This window comes from Zoogloea dura, assembly GCF_012927165.1.
GTDB classification, from domain to species: domain Bacteria; phylum Pseudomonadota; class Gammaproteobacteria; order Burkholderiales; family Rhodocyclaceae; genus Zoogloea; species Zoogloea dura.
Genome location: NZ_JABBGA010000001.1, coordinates 411,400 through 432,138, shown reverse-complemented (window position 1 = coordinate 432,138; position 20,739 = coordinate 411,400). Strand labels below are relative to the sequence as shown.

18 protein-coding genes are annotated in these 20,739 nt (G+C 67.6%); 10 read left to right on the top strand and 8 right to left on the bottom strand.

The window, feature by feature from the left end:
* Positions 1 to 3: 3 nt before the first annotated feature.
* The 9 genes from kdpB to kdpE all read left to right on the top strand — a co-directional run bounded on the left by kdpB (position 4) and on the right by kdpE (position 10,596).
* On the top strand, positions 4 to 2,082 hold the full coding sequence (gene kdpB / locus HHL15_RS01890) for a potassium-transporting ATPase subunit KdpB (RefSeq protein WP_169144105.1): 2,079 nt from the start codon (positions 4 to 6) through the stop codon (positions 2,080 to 2,082).
* Positions 2,083 to 2,098: 16 nt separating this feature from the next.
* A complete protein-coding gene (gene kdpC / locus HHL15_RS01885) occupies positions 2,099 to 2,674 on the top strand; it encodes a potassium-transporting ATPase subunit KdpC (RefSeq protein WP_169144104.1) in 576 nt (191 codons plus the stop codon).
* Between the two features lie 26 nt (positions 2,675 to 2,700).
* Complete coding sequence (locus HHL15_RS01880) at positions 2,701 to 3,591, top strand: TorF family putative porin (protein ID WP_169144103.1); 891 nt, start codon at positions 2,701 to 2,703, stop codon at positions 3,589 to 3,591.
* A 25-nt stretch (positions 3,592 to 3,616) separates the two neighbouring features.
* A complete protein-coding gene (locus HHL15_RS01875; protein WP_169144102.1) occupies positions 3,617 to 4,081 on the top strand; it encodes a PTS sugar transporter subunit IIA in 465 nt (154 codons plus the stop codon).
* Positions 4,082 to 4,086: 5 nt separating this feature from the next.
* Positions 4,087 to 4,917, top strand: a complete 831-nt coding sequence (gene argB / locus HHL15_RS01870) for an acetylglutamate kinase (protein WP_169144101.1) — start codon at positions 4,087 to 4,089, stop codon at positions 4,915 to 4,917.
* Positions 4,904 to 5,206, top strand: a complete 303-nt coding sequence (locus HHL15_RS01865; RefSeq protein WP_169144100.1) for a hypothetical protein — start codon at positions 4,904 to 4,906, stop codon at positions 5,204 to 5,206. Before argB ends, HHL15_RS01865 begins: the two co-directional genes overlap by 14 nt.
* Before the next feature lie 320 nt (positions 5,207 to 5,526).
* Positions 5,527 to 7,164, top strand: coding sequence for a CorA family divalent cation transporter (locus HHL15_RS01860; RefSeq protein ID WP_169144099.1), 1,638 nt, complete (start codon positions 5,527 to 5,529; stop codon positions 7,162 to 7,164).
* A complete protein-coding gene (kdpD, locus tag HHL15_RS01855) occupies positions 7,161 to 9,902 on the top strand; it encodes a two-component system sensor histidine kinase KdpD (protein ID WP_169144098.1) in 2,742 nt (913 codons plus the stop codon). The genes HHL15_RS01860 and kdpD overlap by 4 nt, the downstream gene beginning before the upstream one ends.
* The gene (kdpE, locus tag HHL15_RS01850; protein WP_169144097.1) at positions 9,895 to 10,596 is read left to right on the top strand and encodes a two-component system response regulator KdpE; all 702 of its coding nucleotides are present in this window, start codon (positions 9,895 to 9,897) and stop codon (positions 10,594 to 10,596) included. The genes kdpD and kdpE overlap by 8 nt, the downstream gene beginning before the upstream one ends.
* A 19-nt stretch (positions 10,597 to 10,615) precedes the next feature.
* Here the strand turns inward: kdpE and HHL15_RS01845 are convergent, their stop codons facing one another.
* From HHL15_RS01845 to HHL15_RS01835, 3 genes are all read right to left on the bottom strand, one after another.
* Positions 10,616 to 11,839: a type II toxin-antitoxin system HipA family toxin gene (locus HHL15_RS01845; RefSeq protein ID WP_169144096.1), complete on the bottom strand. Its 1,224-nt coding sequence runs from the start codon at positions 11,837 to 11,839 to the stop codon at positions 10,616 to 10,618.
* Positions 11,829 to 12,164: a helix-turn-helix domain-containing protein gene (locus HHL15_RS01840; protein WP_169144095.1), complete on the bottom strand. Its 336-nt coding sequence runs from the start codon at positions 12,162 to 12,164 to the stop codon at positions 11,829 to 11,831. The genes HHL15_RS01845 and HHL15_RS01840 overlap by 11 nt, the downstream gene beginning before the upstream one ends.
* A gap of 122 nt (positions 12,165 to 12,286) precedes the next feature.
* Positions 12,287 to 13,411 (bottom strand): helix-turn-helix transcriptional regulator, encoded by a 1,125-nt coding sequence (locus tag HHL15_RS01835; protein WP_169144094.1) that lies wholly within the window; start codon positions 13,409 to 13,411, stop codon positions 12,287 to 12,289.
* A 308-nt stretch (positions 13,412 to 13,719) separates the two neighbouring features.
* Between HHL15_RS01835 and HHL15_RS01830 the strand changes: the two genes are divergently transcribed.
* Positions 13,720 to 14,985: a hypothetical protein gene (locus HHL15_RS01830; protein ID WP_169144093.1), complete on the top strand. Its 1,266-nt coding sequence runs from the start codon at positions 13,720 to 13,722 to the stop codon at positions 14,983 to 14,985.
* A gap of 509 nt (positions 14,986 to 15,494) precedes the next feature.
* Here HHL15_RS01830 and HHL15_RS01825 read toward each other — a convergent pair.
* Genes HHL15_RS01825 through HHL15_RS26190 form a run of 5 tightly spaced genes read right to left on the bottom strand, consistent with a single transcriptional unit; the run spans position 15,495 to position 20,216 of the window.
* A complete protein-coding gene (locus HHL15_RS01825) occupies positions 15,495 to 17,624 on the bottom strand; it encodes a TonB-dependent receptor (protein ID WP_169144092.1) in 2,130 nt (709 codons plus the stop codon).
* Between the two features lie 3 nt (positions 17,625 to 17,627).
* Positions 17,628 to 17,987 (bottom strand): (2Fe-2S) ferredoxin domain-containing protein, encoded by a 360-nt coding sequence (locus HHL15_RS01820; protein WP_169144091.1) that lies wholly within the window; start codon positions 17,985 to 17,987, stop codon positions 17,628 to 17,630.
* Complete coding sequence (gene cobJ, locus HHL15_RS01815; RefSeq protein ID WP_235943166.1) at positions 17,984 to 18,982, bottom strand: precorrin-3B C(17)-methyltransferase; 999 nt, start codon at positions 18,980 to 18,982, stop codon at positions 17,984 to 17,986. Before cobJ ends, HHL15_RS01820 begins: the two co-directional genes overlap by 4 nt.
* Positions 18,979 to 19,449, bottom strand: a complete 471-nt coding sequence (locus HHL15_RS26195) for a cobalamin biosynthesis protein (protein ID WP_206198532.1) — start codon at positions 19,447 to 19,449, stop codon at positions 18,979 to 18,981. Before HHL15_RS26195 ends, cobJ begins: the two co-directional genes overlap by 4 nt.
* Positions 19,446 to 20,216, bottom strand: coding sequence for a cobalamin biosynthesis central domain-containing protein (locus tag HHL15_RS26190; RefSeq protein ID WP_206198531.1), 771 nt, complete (start codon positions 20,214 to 20,216; stop codon positions 19,446 to 19,448). The genes HHL15_RS26195 and HHL15_RS26190 overlap by 4 nt, the downstream gene beginning before the upstream one ends.
* Between the last annotated feature and the right edge of the window lie 523 nt (positions 20,217 to 20,739).

Genomic DNA, 20,739 nt, shown 5'->3' with positions numbered 1-20,739 from the left:
ACCATGACCAAGAAGACCTTCAAGCTGTTCGACCCCGCCCTGGCCGTGCCGGCCATCGGCGAGGCCTTCCGCAAGCTCAACCCGGCGGTGCAGTGGCGTAACCCGGTGATGTTCGTGGTGTACGCCGGCAGCATCCTGACCACCCTCCTGGCGCTGCAGGCGCTGGGCGGGGAGGGCGATGCGCCGGCCGGTTTCATCCTCGCCATTGCCGTGTGGCTGTGGTTCACCGTGCTCTTCGCCAACTTTGCCGAGGCCCTCGCGGAAGGCCGCAGCAAGGCCCAGGCCGCCTCCCTGCGCGGGCTCAAGCGCGAGATCTGGGCCAAGAAGCTGCTCGAGCCCCACTACGGCGGCAAGTGGCAGCTCGTGCAGGGCAATGACCTGCGCAAGGGCGACGTGGTGGTGGTGGAGGCCGGCGACATCGGCCAGTCGGTGATCCCTGCCGACGGCGAGGTGATCGAGGGCGTCGCCTCGGTGGACGAGTCGGCCATCACCGGCGAGTCGGCCCCCGTGATCCGCGAGTCGGGCGGCGACTTTTCGGCCGTGACCGGCGGCACCCGGGTGCTCTCCGACTGGATCGTGCTGCGCGTCACCGCCAACCCGGGCGAGACCTTCGTGGACCGCATGATCGCCATGGTGGAGAACGCCAAGCGCCAGAAGACACCCAACGAGATCGCCCTGACCATCCTGCTGGTGGCCCTGACCATCGTCTTCCTGGGCGTCACCGTGACCCTGCTGCCCTTCTCGCTGTTCAGCGTCGAGGTGTCCGGCGCCGGCCGGCCGGTGAGCATCACGGTGCTGGTGGCCCTGCTGGTGTGCCTGATCCCCACCACCATTGCGGGCCTGCTCTCCGCCATCGGCGTGGCCGGCATGAGCCGCATGATGCAGGCCAACGTGATCGCCACCTCGGGCCGCGCGGTGGAGGCGGCCGGCGACGTGGATGTGCTCCTGATGGACAAGACCGGCACCATCACCCTGGGCAACCGTCAGGCGTCCGCCTTCCTGCCCGCCGAGGGGGGGGACGATGCCGAACTGGCCGACCTGGCCCAGCTCGCCTCCCTGGCCGACGAGACACCGGAAGGGCGCAGCATCGTCGTGCTGGCCAAGCAGAAGTTCAACCTGCGGGAACGGGACATCCATGCCCTGGACGCCCATTTTGTCCACTTCTCGGCCCAGACCCGGATGAGCGGTGTCGACCTGGGTGACAAGCAGATCCGCAAAGGCTCCGCCGACGCCATCCGGCGCCAGGTGGAGAGCCTGGGCGGCAGTTTTCCCGCCTCGGTCAGCCACCGGGTGGACGAGGTCGCCCGGCGCGGCAGCACACCCCTGGTGGTGGCCGAAGGCAAGCGCGTGCTCGGCGTCATCGAGCTCAAGGACATCGTCAAGGGCGGCATCCGCGAGCGCTTCGCCGAACTGCGCCGGATGGGCATCAAGACGGTGATGGTCACCGGCGACAACCGGGTCACCGCGGCCGCCATCGCCGCCGAGGCCGGGGTGGACGACTTCCTGGCCGAAGCCACGCCGGAGGCCAAGCTGGCCCTGATCCGCCAATACCAGGCCGAAGGCCGCCTGGTGGCGATGACCGGCGACGGCACCAACGATGCCCCGGCGCTGGCCCAGGCGGACGTGGCGGTGGCCATGAACACCGGCACCCAGGCCGCCAAGGAGGCCGGCAACATGGTGGACCTGGACTCCAACCCGACCAAGCTGATCGAGGTGGTGGAGACCGGCAAGCAGATGCTGATGACGCGGGGCTCCCTCACCACCTTCAGCATCGCCAACGACATCGCCAAGTACTTCGCCATCATCCCGGCGGCCTTCGTCGGCACCTATCCGCAGCTGGCGGCGCTCAACGTGATGGGCCTCGCCAGCCCGGCCTCGGCGATCCTGTCGGCGGTGATCTTCAACGCCCTGATCATCGTCTTCCTGATCCCCCTGGCCCTCAAGGGCGTGCGCTACCGCCCCCTCGGCGCAGCCACCCTGCTGCGCCGCAACCTGGCCGTCTATGGCCTCGGCGGCATCCTGGTGCCCTTTGCCGGCATCAAGTTGATCGATGTCTTCCTGGCCGTCACCGGCCTGGCCTGAATCCGGAGAACCCAGCATGAAAAGCCTTCTGCGTCCCGCCCTCAGCGTGTTCGTACTGCTCAGCGCCATCACCGGGCTGGCCTACCCCCTGGCCGTCACCGGCATCGCCGGGGCGGTCTTTCCCGAGCAGGCGGCCGGCAGCCTGATCTTCAAGGACGGCAAGCCGGTCGGTTCGCGCCTGATCGGCCAGCCGTTCAGCGACCCCGGGCATTTCTGGGGCCGTCCCTCCGCCACGGCGCCCCAGCCCTACAACGCCGCCGCCTCGTCCGGCTCGAACCAGGGGCCTCTCAATCCGGCCCTCGAAGACGCGGTGAAGGGGCGCATCGCCGCCCTGCGGGCCGCCGATCCGGGCAATGGCGCCCCCATTCCAGCCGACCTCGTCACTGCGTCCGGCAGCGGCCTGGACCCTCACATCAGCCCCGCCGCGGCCCTCTGGCAGCTGGGCCGGGTGGCCCGCGCGCGCGGCCTGCCCGAAGCGCAGGTCAGGGCGCTCGTGGATGCCAATACGGAAGGCCGCCAGTGGGGCTTCCTGGGCGAGGCCCGGGTCAATGTCCTGGCACTCAACCTGGCGCTGGATGCGCTGAAACGCTGACCGAATCACCCTGAGGAGCACCGATCTTGTTCTACACGCACACCCTTGTAGTAGTCGCCTGCGGCCTTGCCGCGACCTTGAGCGGAGGGGCCGCGCAGGCTGCTTCCGAGGCGTCGGAAGCGCTGCAGTCACCTGAGGCCGTGACGCCGGCGCCCCTCGTCGCCAACCTGGGGCTGTTCAGCAGCTACCGCTTCCGGGGCCTGGACCAGAGCTTCGGCCGGCCCGCCATACAGGGCGGCTTTGATTACACCCACCCGTCCGGCCTCTACGCGGGCAACTGGAACTCCAATGTGAGCAGCGGGGCAGGCTACCCGGAGGGAAGCCTCGAGATGGACTTCTATGCCGGCTATCGCCATCAACTGGGCGACGTGGGGCTGGACGTCGGAGCGCTCTACTACGCCTATCCGGGGAGCCGCCTCGACCATGCCTATGCCGGCGTCAACCGCCGTCATCCCGGCGGCACCTCGAGCGGCAACGTGGACAACGGCGAGGTTTACGTGGCCGCGACCTGGAATGCCATCACCCTCAAGTACTCCCACGCGGTGACGGACTACTTCGCGATGCCGGGCACCCGCGGCACGGGCTACCTCGATCTGTCGGCCAGCCGCGACCTGGGAGACGGCTACAGCCTCGGGCTGCACGTGGGCCGCCTGCTGATGCGTGACTTCGCCTACCTGAATGCTGACGGCTCCACCTACGACGGCCGCTACACCGACTGGCGCATCGGCATCACCCGGGACATGTCGGGCTGGATCCTCGGCGTGGCCTATGTCGGAACGACGGCCCAGGGGCGCTGCGCCAACGGCGAGTTCTACTGCTTCAGCAGCAGCATGGCGAGCGACGGCACGGGGAATGGATCGCGCAGCCGCGATGCCGGCCGCGGCACGGCGGTGCTGTCGCTGAGCCGGAGCTTCTGAGCATGGGCACGGAAAGGAAAAAGTCATGATCACGCTTTCGGACATCCTGCTGCCGGAGGACATCCTCCTCGACCTGGAGGTCGGCAGCGCCGCGGCACTCTTCGACGAGGTCGGCCAGAACATGCAGCGCTGGCATGGTTTGCCCCGCGTCCAGGTGGCGGCAGCCCTGAGCCAGCGGGAGCGCTTCGGCTCCACGGCCCTGGGCCAGGGGGTGGCGATTCCCCATGGTCGCCTGGCCGGTCTGCGCCAGACTCATGCGGTCTATGTCAGGCCGCGCCGCCCGCTGCCTTTCGATGCGCCGGACGGCAAGCCCGTGTCGGACTTCATCGTGCTGCTCGTCCCCGAGCGCGCCACCGAGGAGCATCTGGGCATTCTGGCCGGAGTCTCCGCCCTGTTCACGGATCCGCGCTTCCGCGCGGCCTTGCATGCCTGCGATGATCCCCATGGTGTGCGGGCCCTGTTCCGCTCCTGGCTGCCGGCCGCAGCGTGACGCCCATGGCTCCCACCCATCTCACGGCGGCAGACCCGGTGCGCCCCTTCGGCAAGCTGCAGGCGCGCATCCTGGCCGAGACCCTGCCTTACCTGAGGGCCTATCACAGCAAGATCTTTGTCGTGGACTACGGCTTGCGCGGTACCGGCGATCCTGCGGCCTGGAACAGCCTGGGGCGGGATCTGGCGTTGCTCAGCCTGGTGGGCCTGCGACTGGTGGTGGTGCACCGCGGCGGCGCCCTCAACGGCGAACTGGTCAGCCTCATCAATCGCCATGGCGGCCGGGCGGTGGGCGTGTCCGGGCTGGATGGCGGCTTCCTGCAGGCCTACGCCGCCCCCCTGGCGGCGATGGGGGACCATGCCGGGGAGAGTGTCCGGGTCGATCCGGAGCTGCTCCAGATGTACTTCGGACGCGGGCTGCTGCCGGTCGTCCGTCCGCTGGCGACCGGGCCGGACGGCCAGGCGTGTCCCGTCGATGGAGGGCGCACGGCTGCGGCCATCGCCACCCGGCTGTCTGCCGCCAAGCTCATCGTGATGGGTGACGCGCCGGGAATCCTGGGCGAGCGGGGGCGAGTGCTGCACCGCCTGTCGGCGAGCGAGTTCGAGGCTCTGGCTCCGATGGGCGAGCACCGCCATCTGGCCGAGGCGCTGCGGGCGGGCGTGGGGGCCGTGCATGTGGTCGACGCCCGACGCCCGGAAGTGCTGCTGCTCGAGATCCTGACCCGGGACAGCCAGGGCAGCCTGGTGTTGCCCGACCCGGCGGCCGGGGTCATCGCCCGCAGCGCGCAATACCTCGATCTTTCACAGCATGGAGATGAGTCGCATGAAACCCATTGATTTGTGTATCGGCATTGCGGTCCGGGAGGGCGGCTATGAGGTGGCCACCCTCGAGGCAGGCGGCGCGCCGGCAAGCTACGGTTTTCCCCCGTCGGCGCTGGGGCAGGCAGTCCTGAAGGTCTTCCTGGCCGGCCAGGAGCGCCATCTCCGGCTCGCCGTCTCCGGCGATGCGGCAATGGGCTGCGCGCTCAGCCTCGGTGGTGGAGGGGACCGCGATGTGTACATCGTGGCCCGCCGGGTGGCGGACCAGGCCGCCGAGCTGGCTCGCTACGCCTCCCGGGCACCCTGAGTCATGCCTATCCATGTCTGCCCGGTATGCGGGTGCCGGCACGAAGTGTCGAGTGTGCTGGACCGTCTTGCCTATGGCCGCTTCCTGACCTGCTCGCCGAAATGCAAGACATCCCTGGCCGGGCTGGTCCGCCTCCGAACGCTCGCCGAGATGGCCGAGGCGGCCGGGCGCTTGCGCCGGGCCCGCCATGCTGCGCTTGGGGACAGCAGGCTGCGGAGCGATACGCAGGCGTGCCCGGACGCCCCGAAATGACAGACAATCCGGCCGCGGGTGCCCACCTGGCCGGCCGCACAACAAGAAGAACACGCAGAGGAGACGCCATGCTGTCACAACCGGATCACGTGGTCCGCCATTTCCGGGATGTCCTGGTCTGGCCGGTGCAGATACGGCCGGGTTTCAGCGGGGGTGAGATCGGCCGCCTGCACGAGCTGATAACCGGCGACGGCCGCTGGGCCCCGGTGGACGACGAATTCACCACCGATCCGGCGGATTTCCAGGAGCGCCACTACAAGGAGTTCGTCGCCTTCCTGCCCTATGTTCAGCGCTTCCTGTACGGCGACAGCCGCTCCGGCGTGGCGGCGGAGGCGGCCCGGCCGGCGTCGATGTCGGTCTACCGGCGTACCGACGTGGCCGGCCTGCGGGTGACCCTCAGGCCCGGTGAGGCGCCGATCGCCCTGCGCGTGGCCCACGTGGACCTGTATCTCTTCCTCGACATGGACGTGGCCCTGCTCAACGTGGAGGTGGCCGCCGACGATCTGCCCCTGGCCACCGCCCTGGAGTTGCTGTACCGCTTCGGGCGCGCCTACCCGACCGGCTGGGATGCCAACGGCCAGGGCGTGCATAACGTGCATCGTTCGGAGCTGCTGGGGCACGACGGGCAGATCCTCGCCACCTCCGACTCCGAGCAGCGCGACCGCTACCTGCACTTCGTGTGCGCCAAGCGCGCGCCCCGGGTCGGCGCCCTGTGGGCCTGGCTGCTGCAGCCCCTGGTGCAGGACCAGGAGGACCTGCCGGGGGCGCTGCGCTATCGCCTGATCGAGTACTACCGCATGCCGATGATGGCCTTCCTGGCCCTCGATGACCCGCGCGCCCTGACCCGCGAGGACTTCATCCGGATCGGCTTCGTGGCCAACCTGCCGGCCCGCGACCCGCTGCCGGTGCGCGACCCGTCCGTGCTGCGCTTCGAGCGCCTGCATTGCGAGGACCGTTTCTGGACCGATTCGGAGGAGGGGCCCAACAGCCGTTTCCTGTGCACCGGCAACGCCCTGGTGCTGGTGGGCGACGCCCGCTCCGAGTATTTCCGCGACCCCGACCACGGCTTCCTGGCGCGCTTCCGCCACCAGTACTTCCTGGTCTTCATGATTGCCCATTTCCACCGGGCCGCGCTGCTGTCCTTCTCCGACGGGCTGGCTGACGCGGTGAACGACCTGGACGTGCGCGACGCCGAGTCGGTGCGCCGCTTCAAGCGCCGCATCCGGTTGTCCTTCGAGGCCTTCCTGCGTTTCACCCACCGCTATTGGTTCCACGAAGTGTCCGAGCAGGGCCTGGTGCAGGCCTTGTTCCAGCGCACCACCGGGCTGCTGCGCAATGACGAGCTGTTCGCCGACGTGAAGGAGCAGGTGCGCGAGATGAGCGCCTACCTGGACAGCGACAGCCAGCGGCGCCAGTCGGGCACCGTGCTGCGCCTGACCGTGGTGACCATCTTCGGGCTGATCGCCACGGTGGTGACCGGCTATTTCGGCATGAACCTGTTCAACTTCCCCGAGGTGGCGGACTCCCGCAAGCTGCTCCAGTTCGGCGTGGTGACCGGCAGCACCCTGTGCATGGTGTTGTTCGCGGTGGCGCGCTCCAAGCGCCTGTCGGATTTTCTTGAAGCGCTGTCCGACGAGCGTCTCGACGGCAAGGCCAAGTGGGCTTCACTGGTCCGGGTGTTCCGGAAGGCGGACGAATCACGATGAAGGGCAAGGATCCCCGGGACGATGGCCGCCCCGATCCGGATGCGCTGCTGGCCCGCGTGCAGCAGGACGAGGCGCGGGCCCAGCGCGGCCGGCTGAAGATCTTCTTCGGCGCCTCGGCCGGTGTCGGCAAGACCTGCGCCATGCTCGCCGCGGCGCGTCAGCAGCTGGAGCAGGGTGTCGACGTGGTCATCGGCGTGGTGGAGACCCATGGCCGGGCCGAGACCCAGGCAATGGCCGCCGGCATCGAGTGCATCCCGCCCTTGTCGGTGCCCTACCGGGGGCGGATCCTGGCCGAGTTCGATCTGGACCGGACCCTCGCCCGCAAGCCGGCCCTGGTGCTGGTGGACGAGCTGGCCCACTCCAACGTGGCCGGCTCCCGCCACCCCAAGCGCTGGCAGGATGTGGAAGAACTGCTCGCCGCCGGCATCCACGTTTACACCACGATCAACGTGCAGCACCTGGAGAGCCTCAACGACGTGGTCAGCGGCATCACCGGCATCCGGGTGTGGGAGACGGTGCCGGACCGGGTCTTCGACGAGGCCGACGAAGTGGTGCTGGTGGATCTGCCTCCCGACGAGCTGCTGCAGCGCCTGCGCGAGGGCAAGGTCTACCTGCCCAACCAGGCCGAGCGGGCGATCCGCAACTTCTTCCGCAAGGGCAACCTGCTGGCCTTGCGTGAGCTGGCCCTGCGCCGCACCGCCGACCGGGTGGACGAGGATGTCCAGCAATACCGCCGCGACCAGCTGGTGGCGCCGGTGTGGCAGACCCAGGATTCCCTGCTGGCCTGCGTCGGGCCCGGCGCAGGCAGCGAGAAGATCGTGCGTGCGGCGGCCCGCATGGCAGGGCGCCTGGAGGCGCCGTGGCATGTGATCCACGTGGAGACGCCTGCCCACGCGCGGCTGGGCGCCGGGCAGCGCGAGCGCATCCTGCGCACCCTCAAGCTGGCCGAGGAACTGGGCGCCAGCACCGCGACCCTGTCGGGCGCCCAGGTCGAGCAGGAGGTGGTGGCCTACGCCCGGGCCCACAACCTGTCGCGGGTCCTGGTGGGGCGCGATGAGCCGCCGGCATGGCGCTTCTGGCAGCGCTCGGTGGCCGACCGGATCGGCCGCATCGCCCCCGACATGGACGTGATCCAGGTGGCGCTGGCTGGCCGCGAGGACTCCCGCGCCGAGCCTGCCGCCGGCCAGCCTGAGCCGCCGACGCTGGCATGGCGGGACTACCTGCTGGCGACTGCGGTGTGCGGCCTGGCCGGCCTGATCGCCGCGCCCCTGACCTCGCTGGTGGATCTCGCCAACATCGTGATGGTCTTCCTGCTTGGTGTGGTGGTGGTGGCGGTGCGCTGCGGACGCGGCCCGGCGGTGCTGGCCTCCTTCCTCAGCGTCGCCATCTTCGACTTCTTCTTCGTGCCGCCGCGCCTGTCCTTCGCGGTGAGTGACGTGCAGTACCTGATGACCTTCCTGGTGATGCTGGTGGTGGGGCTGGTGGTGGGCCAGCTCACCGCCGGCTACAAGTACCAGGCCCGGGTGGCGGGGCGCCGGGAAGCGCGGGTCCGGGCCCTCTACGAAATGTCGCGGGATCTGTCCGGGGCCTTGCTGCCGGAGCAGATCACCGAGATCGGCGAGCGTTTCCTGGTGGCCGAGATGGGGGCCCGGGCGGCCTTCCTGCTGGCCGATGACGATGACCGGCTGCAGGCGCCGATCTTTGCCTCGCCGGGCTTTCCCGCTGTCGAACCGGGCATTGCCCAGTGGGCCTTCGACCACGGCGAGGCAGCCGGGCAGGGTACCGACACCCTGCCGGCCAGCCCGGTGCTCTACCTGCCCCTCAAGGCGCCGATGCGCCTGCGCGGCGTGCTGGCCCTCGAGATGCGCGATCCGTCGCGCCTGCTGATCCCCGAGCAGCGGCGCCTGCTGGACACCTTTGCGTCCCTCATCGCGATCGCCCTGGAGCGGGTCCATTACGTGGATGTGGCCCGCCTGACCACGGTGCAGATGGAGTCGGAGCGGCTGCGCAACTCGCTGCTGTCGGCCATTTCTCATGATCTGCGGACCCCCCTCAGCGTGATGATCGGCCTGGCCGATTCCCTGGCCCTGACCCGCCCGCCGCCCACCGGGGAGCAGGCCGGCATCGCCGGCCAGTTGCGGGAGCAGGCCCTGCGGATCAATGCCCAGGTGGACAACCTGCTCGACATGGCCCGCCTGCAGGCCGGCCGGGTCCAGCTCAACCGCCAGTGGCAGCCGCTTGAGGAGGTGATCGGCAGCGCCCTCAAAGGCCTGCGTCCCGCCCTGGCCGGGCATGTGCTGCATGTCGGGCTGGACGAGACACTGCCGCTGGTCGAAATGGACTCGGTGCTGATGCAGCGGGTCTTTTCCAACCTGGTGGAGAACGCGCTCAAATACACGCCGCCGGGCAGTCATATCGACATCCGGGCCTTCGTGGTGGATCAGCGCCTGGAAGTCCATGTCGAGGACGATGGCCCCGGCCTGCCGGAGGGGCGCGAGGAGGCGATCTTCAAGAAGTTCGAGCGGGGCCGCGCCGAGAGCGACACGCCGGGGGTCGGGCTCGGCCTGGCGATCTGCCGGGCCATCGTCGAAGCCCACGGCGGCGAGATCCACGCGCGCCAGCGGGCCGGAGGCGGCGCCTGCTTCGTGTTCACCCTGCCCCTGGGCCATCCACCGCCCCTGATGGACGACGAGCGGCTCCCCGAAGTGGAAACCAACGAGAGGATGAAGGATGTCTGAACCCAGCCCCAAGGTCATCGTCGTCGAGGACGAGGCCAGCCTGCGGCGCTTCGTGCGCCTGGCCCTCGAGGCCGAAGGCTGCGAGGTCTTCGAGGCCGACTCGGTGAAGCGCGGGCTGATCGAGACCGGCACCCGCAAGCCCGACCTGCTGGTCCTCGACCTGGGCCTGCCCGACGGCGACGGGGTCGACCTGATCCGTGAGCTGCGCAGTTGGTCCGACATGCCCATCATCGTGCTGTCGGCGCGCACCGCTGAGGAGGAGAAAGTCCGCGCCCTAGACGCCGGCGCCGACGACTACCTGACCAAGCCCTTCGGTGCCGCCGAACTGATGGCCCGGGTGCGGGCCCAGCTGCGCCGCCGCTACCGGGCCGGCTCGGACGCGCCGGCGCAGATCGTCTTCGGCCCGGTGCGGGTGGACCTCGGGCGCCGTCTGGTCGAGCGGGACGGCCAGCCGGTGCATCTCACGCCCATCGAGTTCCGCCTGCTGGCCTACGTGGTCAGCAACCCGGACTGCGTGCTGACCCACCGGCAGCTGCTGAAAGCCGTGTGGGGCCCCTCCCACGCCGACGACAGCCATTACGTGCGGGTGTACATGGGGCATCTGCGCAAGAAGCTCGAAACCGACCCGGCCAACCCGGACCACCTGCTGACCGAGCCCGGGGTGGGCTACCGCTTCGTGATGCAGGGGGGGTGATGGGGCAGGGGGCTGCAGTTCAGTTCCCCGCCGGGAGCGCCTGGAAGACGTGCTCCAGCGCGTGCAGAGCCTGATCGTCGAAGCCTGCTTCGTAGAAGACGTCCCGCCAGTGATCCAGCACCTTCCGTTGGATATCGTGGAGGGTTGCCAGCGCCTCGTCCCGCTTGAGGGTGAAGGCCTCTGCCACACTGGCGAGATTGGCGATCGTGCCGGCGCCGGAGTCACCCGTAAGCATGGCGTGATGGTGGATGGCGTGGCGCTGGAGGCTGGGCACAATGTCGTAGGCCGGGGCCAGTTCAAAGGTGTCACCCCGGACATGGACCAGGCCGTGGTTCAGTTCATGATCATCCACGTTCCTGACGACGCAGTTGAAGGCCATGCGCCGGAACAGTTCCTGGCGTTGCTCGGCCGTGCAGCCATAGCGCGGCATCCAGCGGGAGAGGCGGGCATAGGAGGGTGTGGAGACGCCGACGTAGGCCGGGTCGGCATGGAACACGCTGCGTGCGCTCAGGAAGCCGCGCCGACTGATGTGGCCGCCTGCCACCTCCCGGTCGAAACGCCGGACCAGGCAGACGTCCCGGCCATTCACCTCCCGGATCACGGTCTCGGCCGTCGAAATGCCGCAGAGCCGACCCAGTTGCAGGGTCGCGTGCTCCAGGCGCGGAATGCTGACGAGGGGCGCGTCGTCAATGCTGGGAAACTTGGCGATCCAGACTGCCTCGTCTTCGAACACATTGCATTTCGGGCGCGCGCCGCCGGTGCCTGGGTGCAAGGCCTTGAGCAATTCACCATCCACCGGGCGATCGGACTCCACGTTCTCGGCCGCGGTGAGCAATTGCGCCAGGGAAAACTCCCGGCTCGATTGCTCCTGCGGTGCTTCCGTTGAACGGGTGGAGTAGGCGAGGGCACCCGCGCGGCCGGGATCGTTTCTGAGAATGTAGCCGCGCGGATAATCCTGTTGCCCGACCAGCCGGTCTATCACCTTGACGCCCCAACGGTCCGGGCAACTGTCCAGGATCACGCCGGGAAAGCCGCTCAGGGAAGTGAAGCTGTATTCCCCCTTTTTCAGCGGCAGCGTCAGGGGGTCGAGGGGGATTGCGTCCGGGCGCTCCAGGTAGGAGCGTCCGTAGGTGAAGCGGCCCACCTTGCCAGCAGCCGTCTGTGACAGGCCGAGGCGGCCTGCCACGACCGGCGCTTGCCGGCCTGGGAGATAGACCCAGACGAAGAGATCGTCAGAAGTCATCGTCCGCCTTCCGCTGGACGTACACGCGCTTCTTCGCCGCATCGAGCGCCAGGGACAGACCGTCGCGATCCAGCCCCGGGTCGGCGATCAGCTCGACCTCGCCGGCCAGGCCGAGCAGCCAGAGGACCTGCAGAACACTCCCTATGGCGACCGTCTCTTCACCTCGCTCGATCGCCTGGATGGTCGAGCGGGACAAGCCGCTGCGCCCGGCCAGGTCTTCCTGCCGCCATTTCCGGAAGACCCTGGCGGCACGGATTCGCCCGCCCAGGCGCTGGGCGATGTGGAGAACCTCATCAGGGCAGGGGTGGGTTTTTGTGCTTGCCATGAAAAGCATTATTGGGAGTAAAGCTCTTTATGGCAAGCTTGATGCGGATTGCGAGTGAGCCCTGTGTACAGCGTTGTTTCCGGCGGCGCCCCGGCAGAGAGCAGGCTATTCCATCTGCCGAATCATTCCCTCACAACCGGCACCCCTCCGATCAAGCCTATCAAGCTTGCCTGCCTGTCGGTCCCGGTCTTGGACAGCACCGCCCGCAACTGGGTCTTCACCGTGGGGAGCTTCAGCCCCGCATTCTCGGCATAGACCTCCAACGACTCCCCCGCCGCCAGCGCCCTCGCAAGGCGGGACTCCGCCGGGGTCAGCCCGAACAAGGCCATCAGCTGTCTGGCTGTTGCCACGCGTCGACGTTCGATGGGAGCGATCAGGCACAGCAGCAGCCCCTCCGAACCCAGCGCAGCGAAGACGGAAGCCGGCTTGGCCCGGAGCAAGGTCAGGCTGCAGCGCCGCACCTGGCTCCCATCGCTGCCGAGCAGCAAGGAAACGGGCTCTGCAGACCGGCCACAGTGCTCGACCATCGCCGCAAGATGGCTTCGAAGCGATGGGTCTGCGCACGACAACACCCCCTTTCGCACACAAACGAGATCGCCATCCCGCAGCATCTGCTCCCCACGGCGGTTGCTGCTGCGAACACGGCCCACTCCATCAATAGCGATAACCGCAATCGGTGTCGTATCCAGCGCAGCGGATACGGCGTTTGCGTCCTGCAGGTGCGACTGGAGGCCATCCATCAGCCGCAGGGAGCGGCCCAGGTGCGGGGTCAGGCGCCTGAGCAGTGATTCATGCTCCGGTGTGAATACACCACGGTCTGCCCCGCGCTGCAGACCGAAGACGTAGTCGTGGTCCTCCGCCCGATACGCGCAACCCCCGATCACATAGCGCAAGCCTTCAGGCAGCAGGAAGTCTTGGTAGAACTCGCTGCGCGAAACGAAGCGCTCGTCGAAGTGCTGCACGCAGGTGTAGATCTCGCCCGGTGGTGTCCGCCGCACCAGGTCGGTCCTTGGGTCCAGTGCACCGTAATGGGATTCGTAGCGGATTGGCGCCTCGGCGCTGACGCGGGTGCCGCCAATGGAAAGGAAATGTGCTCCTTCCTCCGGCCGATGCGCTATCCGCATCATCGTCCACGCATCGACCCCAACCAAATTCTCCAGCGATGCAAACACTGCGGGCCAGGCCGTCGGTGAGTGCGAAGCCTCGTAGATCTGGCCAACCAGTTCATCGTAATCGTCCGGATTCATTCTCTCCTCCTATTGCCAGTTCTTATTAAGCAAATGGTATGCCGTTAGGTGGCTATGTTCTTCATCCATATGGATGATGAGTACATATTGGATGGTGGATATATTGAAGTCCAGGGAAAATCAAACGGCATGGATGAAGGGCGGGTTCCTCAATCCGCTTTCAATTTTAAAAATGTGTCACAAGAGCGGGGGACGTCTTGAATAAATCTTGATCTTCGTGACGCGGGAGCCCTGCGTCTGGAATCCGGATCGCTGAATAGGTATTTCAGTGATCTCTCGAAAGCTCTATTTCTTGCACGGATCAAATCATGAAAAAATATAAATTAATCGGTCTTGCAGTTGCCGTTTCGACTGTGTCTTCCGTGGCATCTCACGCTGCAGATCCTTTGAGCATCTCTTTCGTTCAAAACGGCCAGACTGCTGCGGCAGGGTTTTCTTCCTTATCCGAACTCTTCGACCTGGCCAAAAACGAATCAGCCATTCAGCAACGTTTCGGCACCATCAACTTCAATGCGGATCAGGCTTCGTCCAGCACGATCAACTACCTGGGCCTGAACTGGAACTTCACCAGTTCCGTCTATACGGGCAACGCCCAGTCATTGAGCTTTTCGGTGCCGGAGCTTGGCATCAGCGAGGTTTTCGTGGGGTTGGGGGGCACGGCCAATGATGCTCGCAAGGACGCCTATAATCAGTTGGTGAATTACCTGAAGGCCAACTCGGGGAGCGTGTATACGCAGATCCAGAAGTGGGTCGTGGCCAAGACTCCGAACAGCAGCATCGCCGGTAATCCGGGGTCGATCCAGACCCTTCAGGCTGCAGCCGATTTCGACCTTGGGGTCACGAGTCTTGCCTCGCGGGTGATCTCTCCTGGGAATGGCGATGCCAGGATCCCGAATCTGATAGGTCTTGGATTTACCTACGGCCATTTCAAGCAAGGTGACATTGAAACCTCCACCAAGACGATTCCCTTGTCCTACACGTGGAGGTCCGATTCCGATTCCAGGAGGCAGGTCATCATCTCCGCACCGATCACATTGGGTTCGGTGGGTAAGGCCAGCACCTATGCGGGCCAGTTCAGCCTGGCGACCCGTATCCCCGTGAGCAAGAGCTGGACGCTGACGCCGGCTGTCGGCTATGGGCTGGCCGCTTCGGTTGATCTGGCGCAGGCCGCCCAGCAGATGTCGGCCTCATTGAGCAGTGCCTATGTGCTCTCCAGTTCTGCCGATGGCAATACGCTTGCCATCGGCAACATGGTGGGGCATTACCGGACGCTCAAGCTGAAGGTCGACGACTATGAGTTCGATCCCAAGGTCGCGAATACGGTGTTCCGTAATGGCGTCATGTACACGATTCCGTTTTCGGCAGGCGGACACAAGATGGCCACCGAATTCACCTACGTAAATACCCTCTTCACCGGCTCGGAGACTTACACCAAGAGCCAGAATGAAGTGGGCTTCACGGTCGGGACGGATCGCGAATCAAAGGGGCTGGCAAGCTATCTGAGGGGAGGGCTGGCACTTGTCCAGGCCAAGAATTCCAATGGCTGGCGTTTGAGTTTCGGGTATTGGTTCTGATAGGGCTCCGCCCCCAACAGGCTGAAGCGCAGGCCCAAAGTGGACAGCATTCCCCCCGGCCAGTTACACATTCACGGGACGGTCTAGCGACAGGCGCTCCTCGAGTTGCTTGAACTACTCCCGAACATCGTTCAGCTGAGGCTGCTGCTGCTCATGGACGAGCCGCGGAGTACGGCAAAAAAGCCTGCCTGGCCTCGCTGCGCGTAAAGGAATTTACCCTCAGAAGGAAACCGGTCTCCCCCGGAGGGCAACAAGTTGGGCCCGGACATGAACCCACTGGGCTCGGGGGGAAACAGGTTCGGCTTGGAACCGAACAAGTTCGGTCCGGAGGTGAACCCACTGCCTCCGGAGGGAAACAAGTTCGGCTCAGCGCTGAGCAAGTTTGGCCCGGAGGGGAACCCACTGGCCTCCGGAGCCGAACACGTTCCCCCCGGAGCCGAACCGGTTGGGCCCGGAGCCGATATGACTGGGCTCCAGGGGCAACTTGCGGGTGTCGGATGAATCCGCCCCTATAGGCTGAAGCGCAGGCTCAGCCTTACGCTGCGCGGTTCCAGCGGGTGCACCAGCCGGCCGTCGATGGCGCCGCCGCTGCCGCAGCCGCCGGTGCCGGCCAGGGCTTCGCTGCGGGTGCAGGCGCCGCCCCAGTACTCGATGTCGTTGGCCTTGCGGTCGAACAGGTTGAGCACGTCCACAGTCACCTGGAGCTGCTTCGAGACGCGGTAGCCGGCTTTCAGGTTGAGCATGCCGAAAGCGCGGGATTTCTGTTCGCCGGTCTCCTCCAGATCGTAGGCGCCGATGTAGCGCCAGCGCAGGCCGCCGAACCAGGGGCCGCCGTTGTCCATGCCCAGGCCGGCCGAGGCGGTCAGCGGGATGGCGTTGGGGACCCGGCGGCCGCCGTTGTCGGGGTTGGCGGCGTCGAAGCGGGCGCGGGACAGGGCCACGTCCAGGTCGGCGATCCAGCCTGGTGCCGGCACGAAGTAGTTGGACCACTCCAGGCCGTAGCGGTGGGACGCACCCTTGGGTTCGGTGATGCCCTCGTCGCCGATGAAGACCAGCTCGGAGGCCAGCTTCATGCGCCAGATGGACAGGCTGGAGTTCCAGCCGGGCAGGGGGGTGGTACGGATGCCCAGCTCGCTGCCGCGGGCCTTGACGATCAAGGGCACCGGGTCGGCGGCGCTGCCGTCCTGGGGATTGTGGCGGGCGGTGGCGCCGCGGGCGTCGTTGCTGTGGAAGCCGTGGCCCCAGTTGGCGTAGAACTCGGTGGGGCCGAGCAGGGGGAAGGGGCCGAACACCGCGCCCAGCTTGGGGCTGGTCTGGCGGGCGCGGACGCTGCCGCCGTTGTCCATGTTGTACACACCGCCGCGGGCCGTGGCGTCGGCATGGATCTCGTCGTAACGGGCGCCGAGGCTGGTGCGCAGCCACGGGGTCCATTGGGTGCGCGCGTCGGCGAACAGGGCGTAGGCGGTCTCGGTGATGCGGTCCTCGCGCACGGTGGCGCTGCGCTGGCGGTTTTCGGTGGTGTACAGCCCGACCTTGCCGATGCGGTCCTGGCGCAGCTGGGCGCCGACGCTGACTTCCGAGTCCTTCCATTCGGGGCCGAGGAACCAGCTCTGGCGGGCTTCACCGCCCCACAGCAGGCGTTCGTCGGCCTGTTCGTGCTGGTCGCCCTGCAAGCCGCCGATGTAGCCGGAGGGGGCCGAGAACAGGTTGAGGCCGTAATCCACCACGTAGACGCTGGCCCGGGTGGCGTCCCGCTCGCCGCTGCGGGCCCATTCGCCGGACAGGCTGTAGCGGTGGGTCTGGCCGCCGTCGTTGGGGACGAGGGTGCCGTAGCGGCCGATCTCGCCGCTGCGGATGGCCCGCTCGGGGACGTGCTCCGAGGCGGTCCAGTCGGCCTTGTAGAGCATCGCGGTCAGCGCAAAGCCGTCGGCGGCAGTGCCGGACGACAGGCGGAACACCGCGTTGCGCTTCTTCAGCTTCTCGGGCTGGTCCCAGGGGCCGTCGTTGCCGGCCAGTTCGATGCCGGCCAGCAGGTCGAAGCCGTTGTCGAGGCGGGTGCTGCCGGCGCTGAGCAGGCGGCGGTAGTTGTGCTGGCCGATGGACAGGTCCACGAAGGGCGCGGCGAGGCGGCGCTGGTAGTCGATGCGGGCGCTGCCGCTGGTGGCGAAGTCGCCGTCCTCGGCTTCGTACACGCCCTTGCGGTACTTCACGCTGCCCACCAGCTCGGGGATCAGGAAGTTCAGGTCCATGTAGCCCTGGCCATGGGCGTGGGACACCATGTTGATCGGCATGCCCATCACCCGGGTGGCGAAGTCGCTGCCGTGGTCGAGGTTGAAGCCGCGCAGGAAGTACTGGTTGGCCTTGCCGTCGCCGGAGTGCTGGGTGACGATCAGGCCGGGCACCACCTCCAGCACCTCGGCGGGTCGCAGCAGGGGGCGGCTGGCCAGCTGGCGGGCGGTGACGGTGCCTTCGCTGGCGCTGTCGGCGACGCCGATCAGGTCGGTGTTGCGGGTGCTGACGGTGACTTCCTGCAGGGTCGGGATGCCGGCGGCGTGGGCGGCCGGCGTCGCGAAGGCAAAGAGCAGGGCCGCGCCGAGGGCGGGATTACGGAGAGCAAAGGGGCGCGTGAGTGACAGCATGGCTTACTCGGATGCGGTGGATGTAGGGCAGGCCGTGGCCTGGTGGAATACGTGATCGCTGACCGGCTGGCCGCCGACCAGGTGCTCGCTGACGATGCGGTCCATCACGGCGTCGGTGACCCCGTAGTACCAGGTGCCGTCCGGCTGGACGCACAGGATCGGTCCGCCCTTGCAGGCCGCGAAACAGGCTGCGCGGGTGCGCTTGACGCGCAGCTCGCCGCTGTCCAGCCCGGCTGCCTTGAACTTTGCGCCGAGGCTGTCGAAGAGCGCCTGGGCGGCGCCGTCGGCGGCGCAGCGGGGGCCGGTGCACAGCAGCAGGTGGCGGTGGTAGCCGGCGATCTTCGGCTTGATCGCTTCGCTCATGCCCCGGCCTCCTCGCCGGCGGCTTCGGACAGCGGCTCGGGGGATTCGAGGGGCTCGGCCAGCAGGGCGGCGATGTAGTCCTCGGGCAGGCGGTGGATGCGTGCCAGCTCGGCCGCGCCGAGCCCGCTGGCATGGATCCCGGCCAGCCAGCCGGTGAGGCCGCTGCTCAGGGAGCGGCCGGGCTTCTCGCCCTCGTGCGCCGTGCCGCTGTCCACGTCGTACTTGTTGGCGTAGCCCCGCGGCGTGACCATCAGGCCGTGGCGGATGAAGGTGCTGGAGTTGCCGATCAGCACCGTGGACAGCATGCCGATGTCGCACTCGGTCATCTTCTCGAGGGTGGTGAATTCGATCCGCTGCTTGGGCCGGTAGGCCGACTTGACGATGGCCACCGGGGTGTCCGGGCTGCGGTGGCGCAGGAACAGGCGGCGCGCCTCGACGATCTGGCGGGTGCGGCGGCCGCTCTTGGGGTTGTACAAGGCCACCACGAAGTCGGAGAAGGCCACCGCCTCCAGGCGGCGGGCGATGACCGGCCAGGGGGTCAGCAGGTCCGACAGGGAGATGGCGCAGAAGTCGTGGGTCAGCGGCGCGCCGACCAGCGCGGCGCAGGTGTTGATCGCCGAGGCGCCGGGGATGATCTCGACCTCGATGTCCGACTCCGGCGTCCAGCCGGCCTGGAACAGCACCTCGAAGGTCGGCCCGGCCATGCCGTACACGCCGGCGTCGCCGGAGGAGATGAGGGCCACCCGCTTGCCCTGACGGGCGCGCTCGAAGGCCTCCACGGCCCGGTCGAGCTCCTCGGTCATGGACTTGCGGATGACCTCCTTGCCCTCCAGCAGGTCGGCCACCAGGCGGATGTAGGTGACGTAGCCGATCACCGTGTCGGCTTCGGCGATGGCGGCGCGGGCGCGGGCCGACAGGTGCGCGTGGCTGCCCGGCCCAAGGCCGACCAGCATGATGCGACCCGGGGTGGAAGTGGGAGTGGTGATGTCGTTCATCGGGGAATCCTCGCAATCGAAACAGTGGCATGGCGCCCGTCGGGGCCACGGTATTTGTGTTTTTCGAGCAGTAAGCCGCTCATGTCGGTGCCGGCCGCGAGCAGGGCGGCGGCTTCGGAGACCGAAGGCGTGCCGGTGTACTTGCGGACGGTTTCGGAGGGGTGCGGGACGGGCACCTCCGCCAGCTCGGCAGCCGGGTAGAAGCGGATCGTCCAGCCCTGCCAGCGGGCCAGGGCGTGCAGCCCCGGTTCATCGGCCTTCAGGTCGATGCTGGCCACCGCGACAACGTCCGTCAGGCTGGCCTGGCACGCCGCCAGGGCATCCACCACGGCCCAGGCCAGGGTGGACGCCGGCGTGCCCCGGTCGCAGCCGATGCCGAGGGCGATGGGCCCGACGCTGCTGAATGGATGACCTCCGCCCTGGCGGGCCTCGGTGCGAGCGCCTTCGGGCGGCCGGGCTGCGCTCATGGGCTCACCGGCGGCCGGTAGATCACCCGTTTGCCGGCCAGGCGTGGGGCCAGGGCGGCGGGCAGATCCCGGTGGCTGATCCACAGCACGGCGCCGAAGCGCTCCGGTTCCACGTCCTCGAGGCGCGAGAAGGGGAACAGATTGCCCGGCAGCGGGCCATTGCGGCCGTTGGCATGGCGGGCCCACCAGTCGGGGCTGCCGGCTTCCTGCACGAGGGCCACCGGCTCGTCGTTCACCACGGCGGCGCTGGCCCGCACGATCTCGTCGTGGCTGGCCTCGAAGGTCCACCCCAGCTCGCGGCCGAGCAGGTCCACCGCCAGGGTCTGGCGGGCATCGGAGGCGGTGGTGAGCACCGCGGTGGCGTCGAGGGCCCCGGCCAGCACGCCGGCCAGGGCGTTGGCGCCGCCCAGGTGGCCGGACAGCATGGGGATCACGAAGCGCCCGGCCTCGTCGATCACCACCACGCCGGGGTCGGACTCCTTGCGCGCCAGGTAGGGCGCCACCAGCCGCACCATCGCCCCGAGGGAGACGATGGCGACGATGCCATCGAAGTTGGAGAACAGGATGGGGATCTGCTCGGCCGTCTTGCCTGCGTAGCAGGCGTTGGCGCCGGGTGCTGCGGCCTCGGCCTCAGCGGCGAACTTCTCCGGCGCAAACAGCCGGGCGCCGGGCAGGGCCGCAATGACGTGGCCGGCCAGGGCGATGCCGTGGCGGGTGATCGACACCACGGCGATGCGTTCGGAGGGAAAGGGCAGGTGCTGGGTCATGGGGGTGTGATGGGTGATATGGAGGGTGTTGTAGGGGTGGCTTCAGCCCGCTGTTTGTGCCTTTTGTCTGGTCGGTTTTCCCTTTTTCCGCGTTGAATTGGCCGGGATTTCGCCCCGGCGGGCGACTCACTTCTTTGCTTCGCCAAAGAAGTAAGCAAGAAAGGCGACCCGCCTCCCCGGTCGTTCGCGTTGCGAACGACTCCCCTGCGCTGCTCGCATCGGGCGGCCGGCGCGGAACTCGTCGGCTACGCCTCCTCAGACAGCCGCGCCGGAAAGCCCCGCCCGCTGCTGTGCTGCTCGGCGGGTCAGAACGGGCTTTCAGCAAGCACCAAGCCTCTACGGAAAGACCGGTGGATGCGAGACGCTGGGGTTCTGCTTGTGCGTTGATCATCACGCCCTGCTTCAGCAAACGCGCGGTGTTTGCGAAAAGCCCGTTCCGACCCGCCGAGCAGCGGAACGGCAGGCGGGGTAGTCCGGCGCGGCTGTTTGAGCCCGAAGGGCGAGTTCCGCGCCGGCCGCCTGG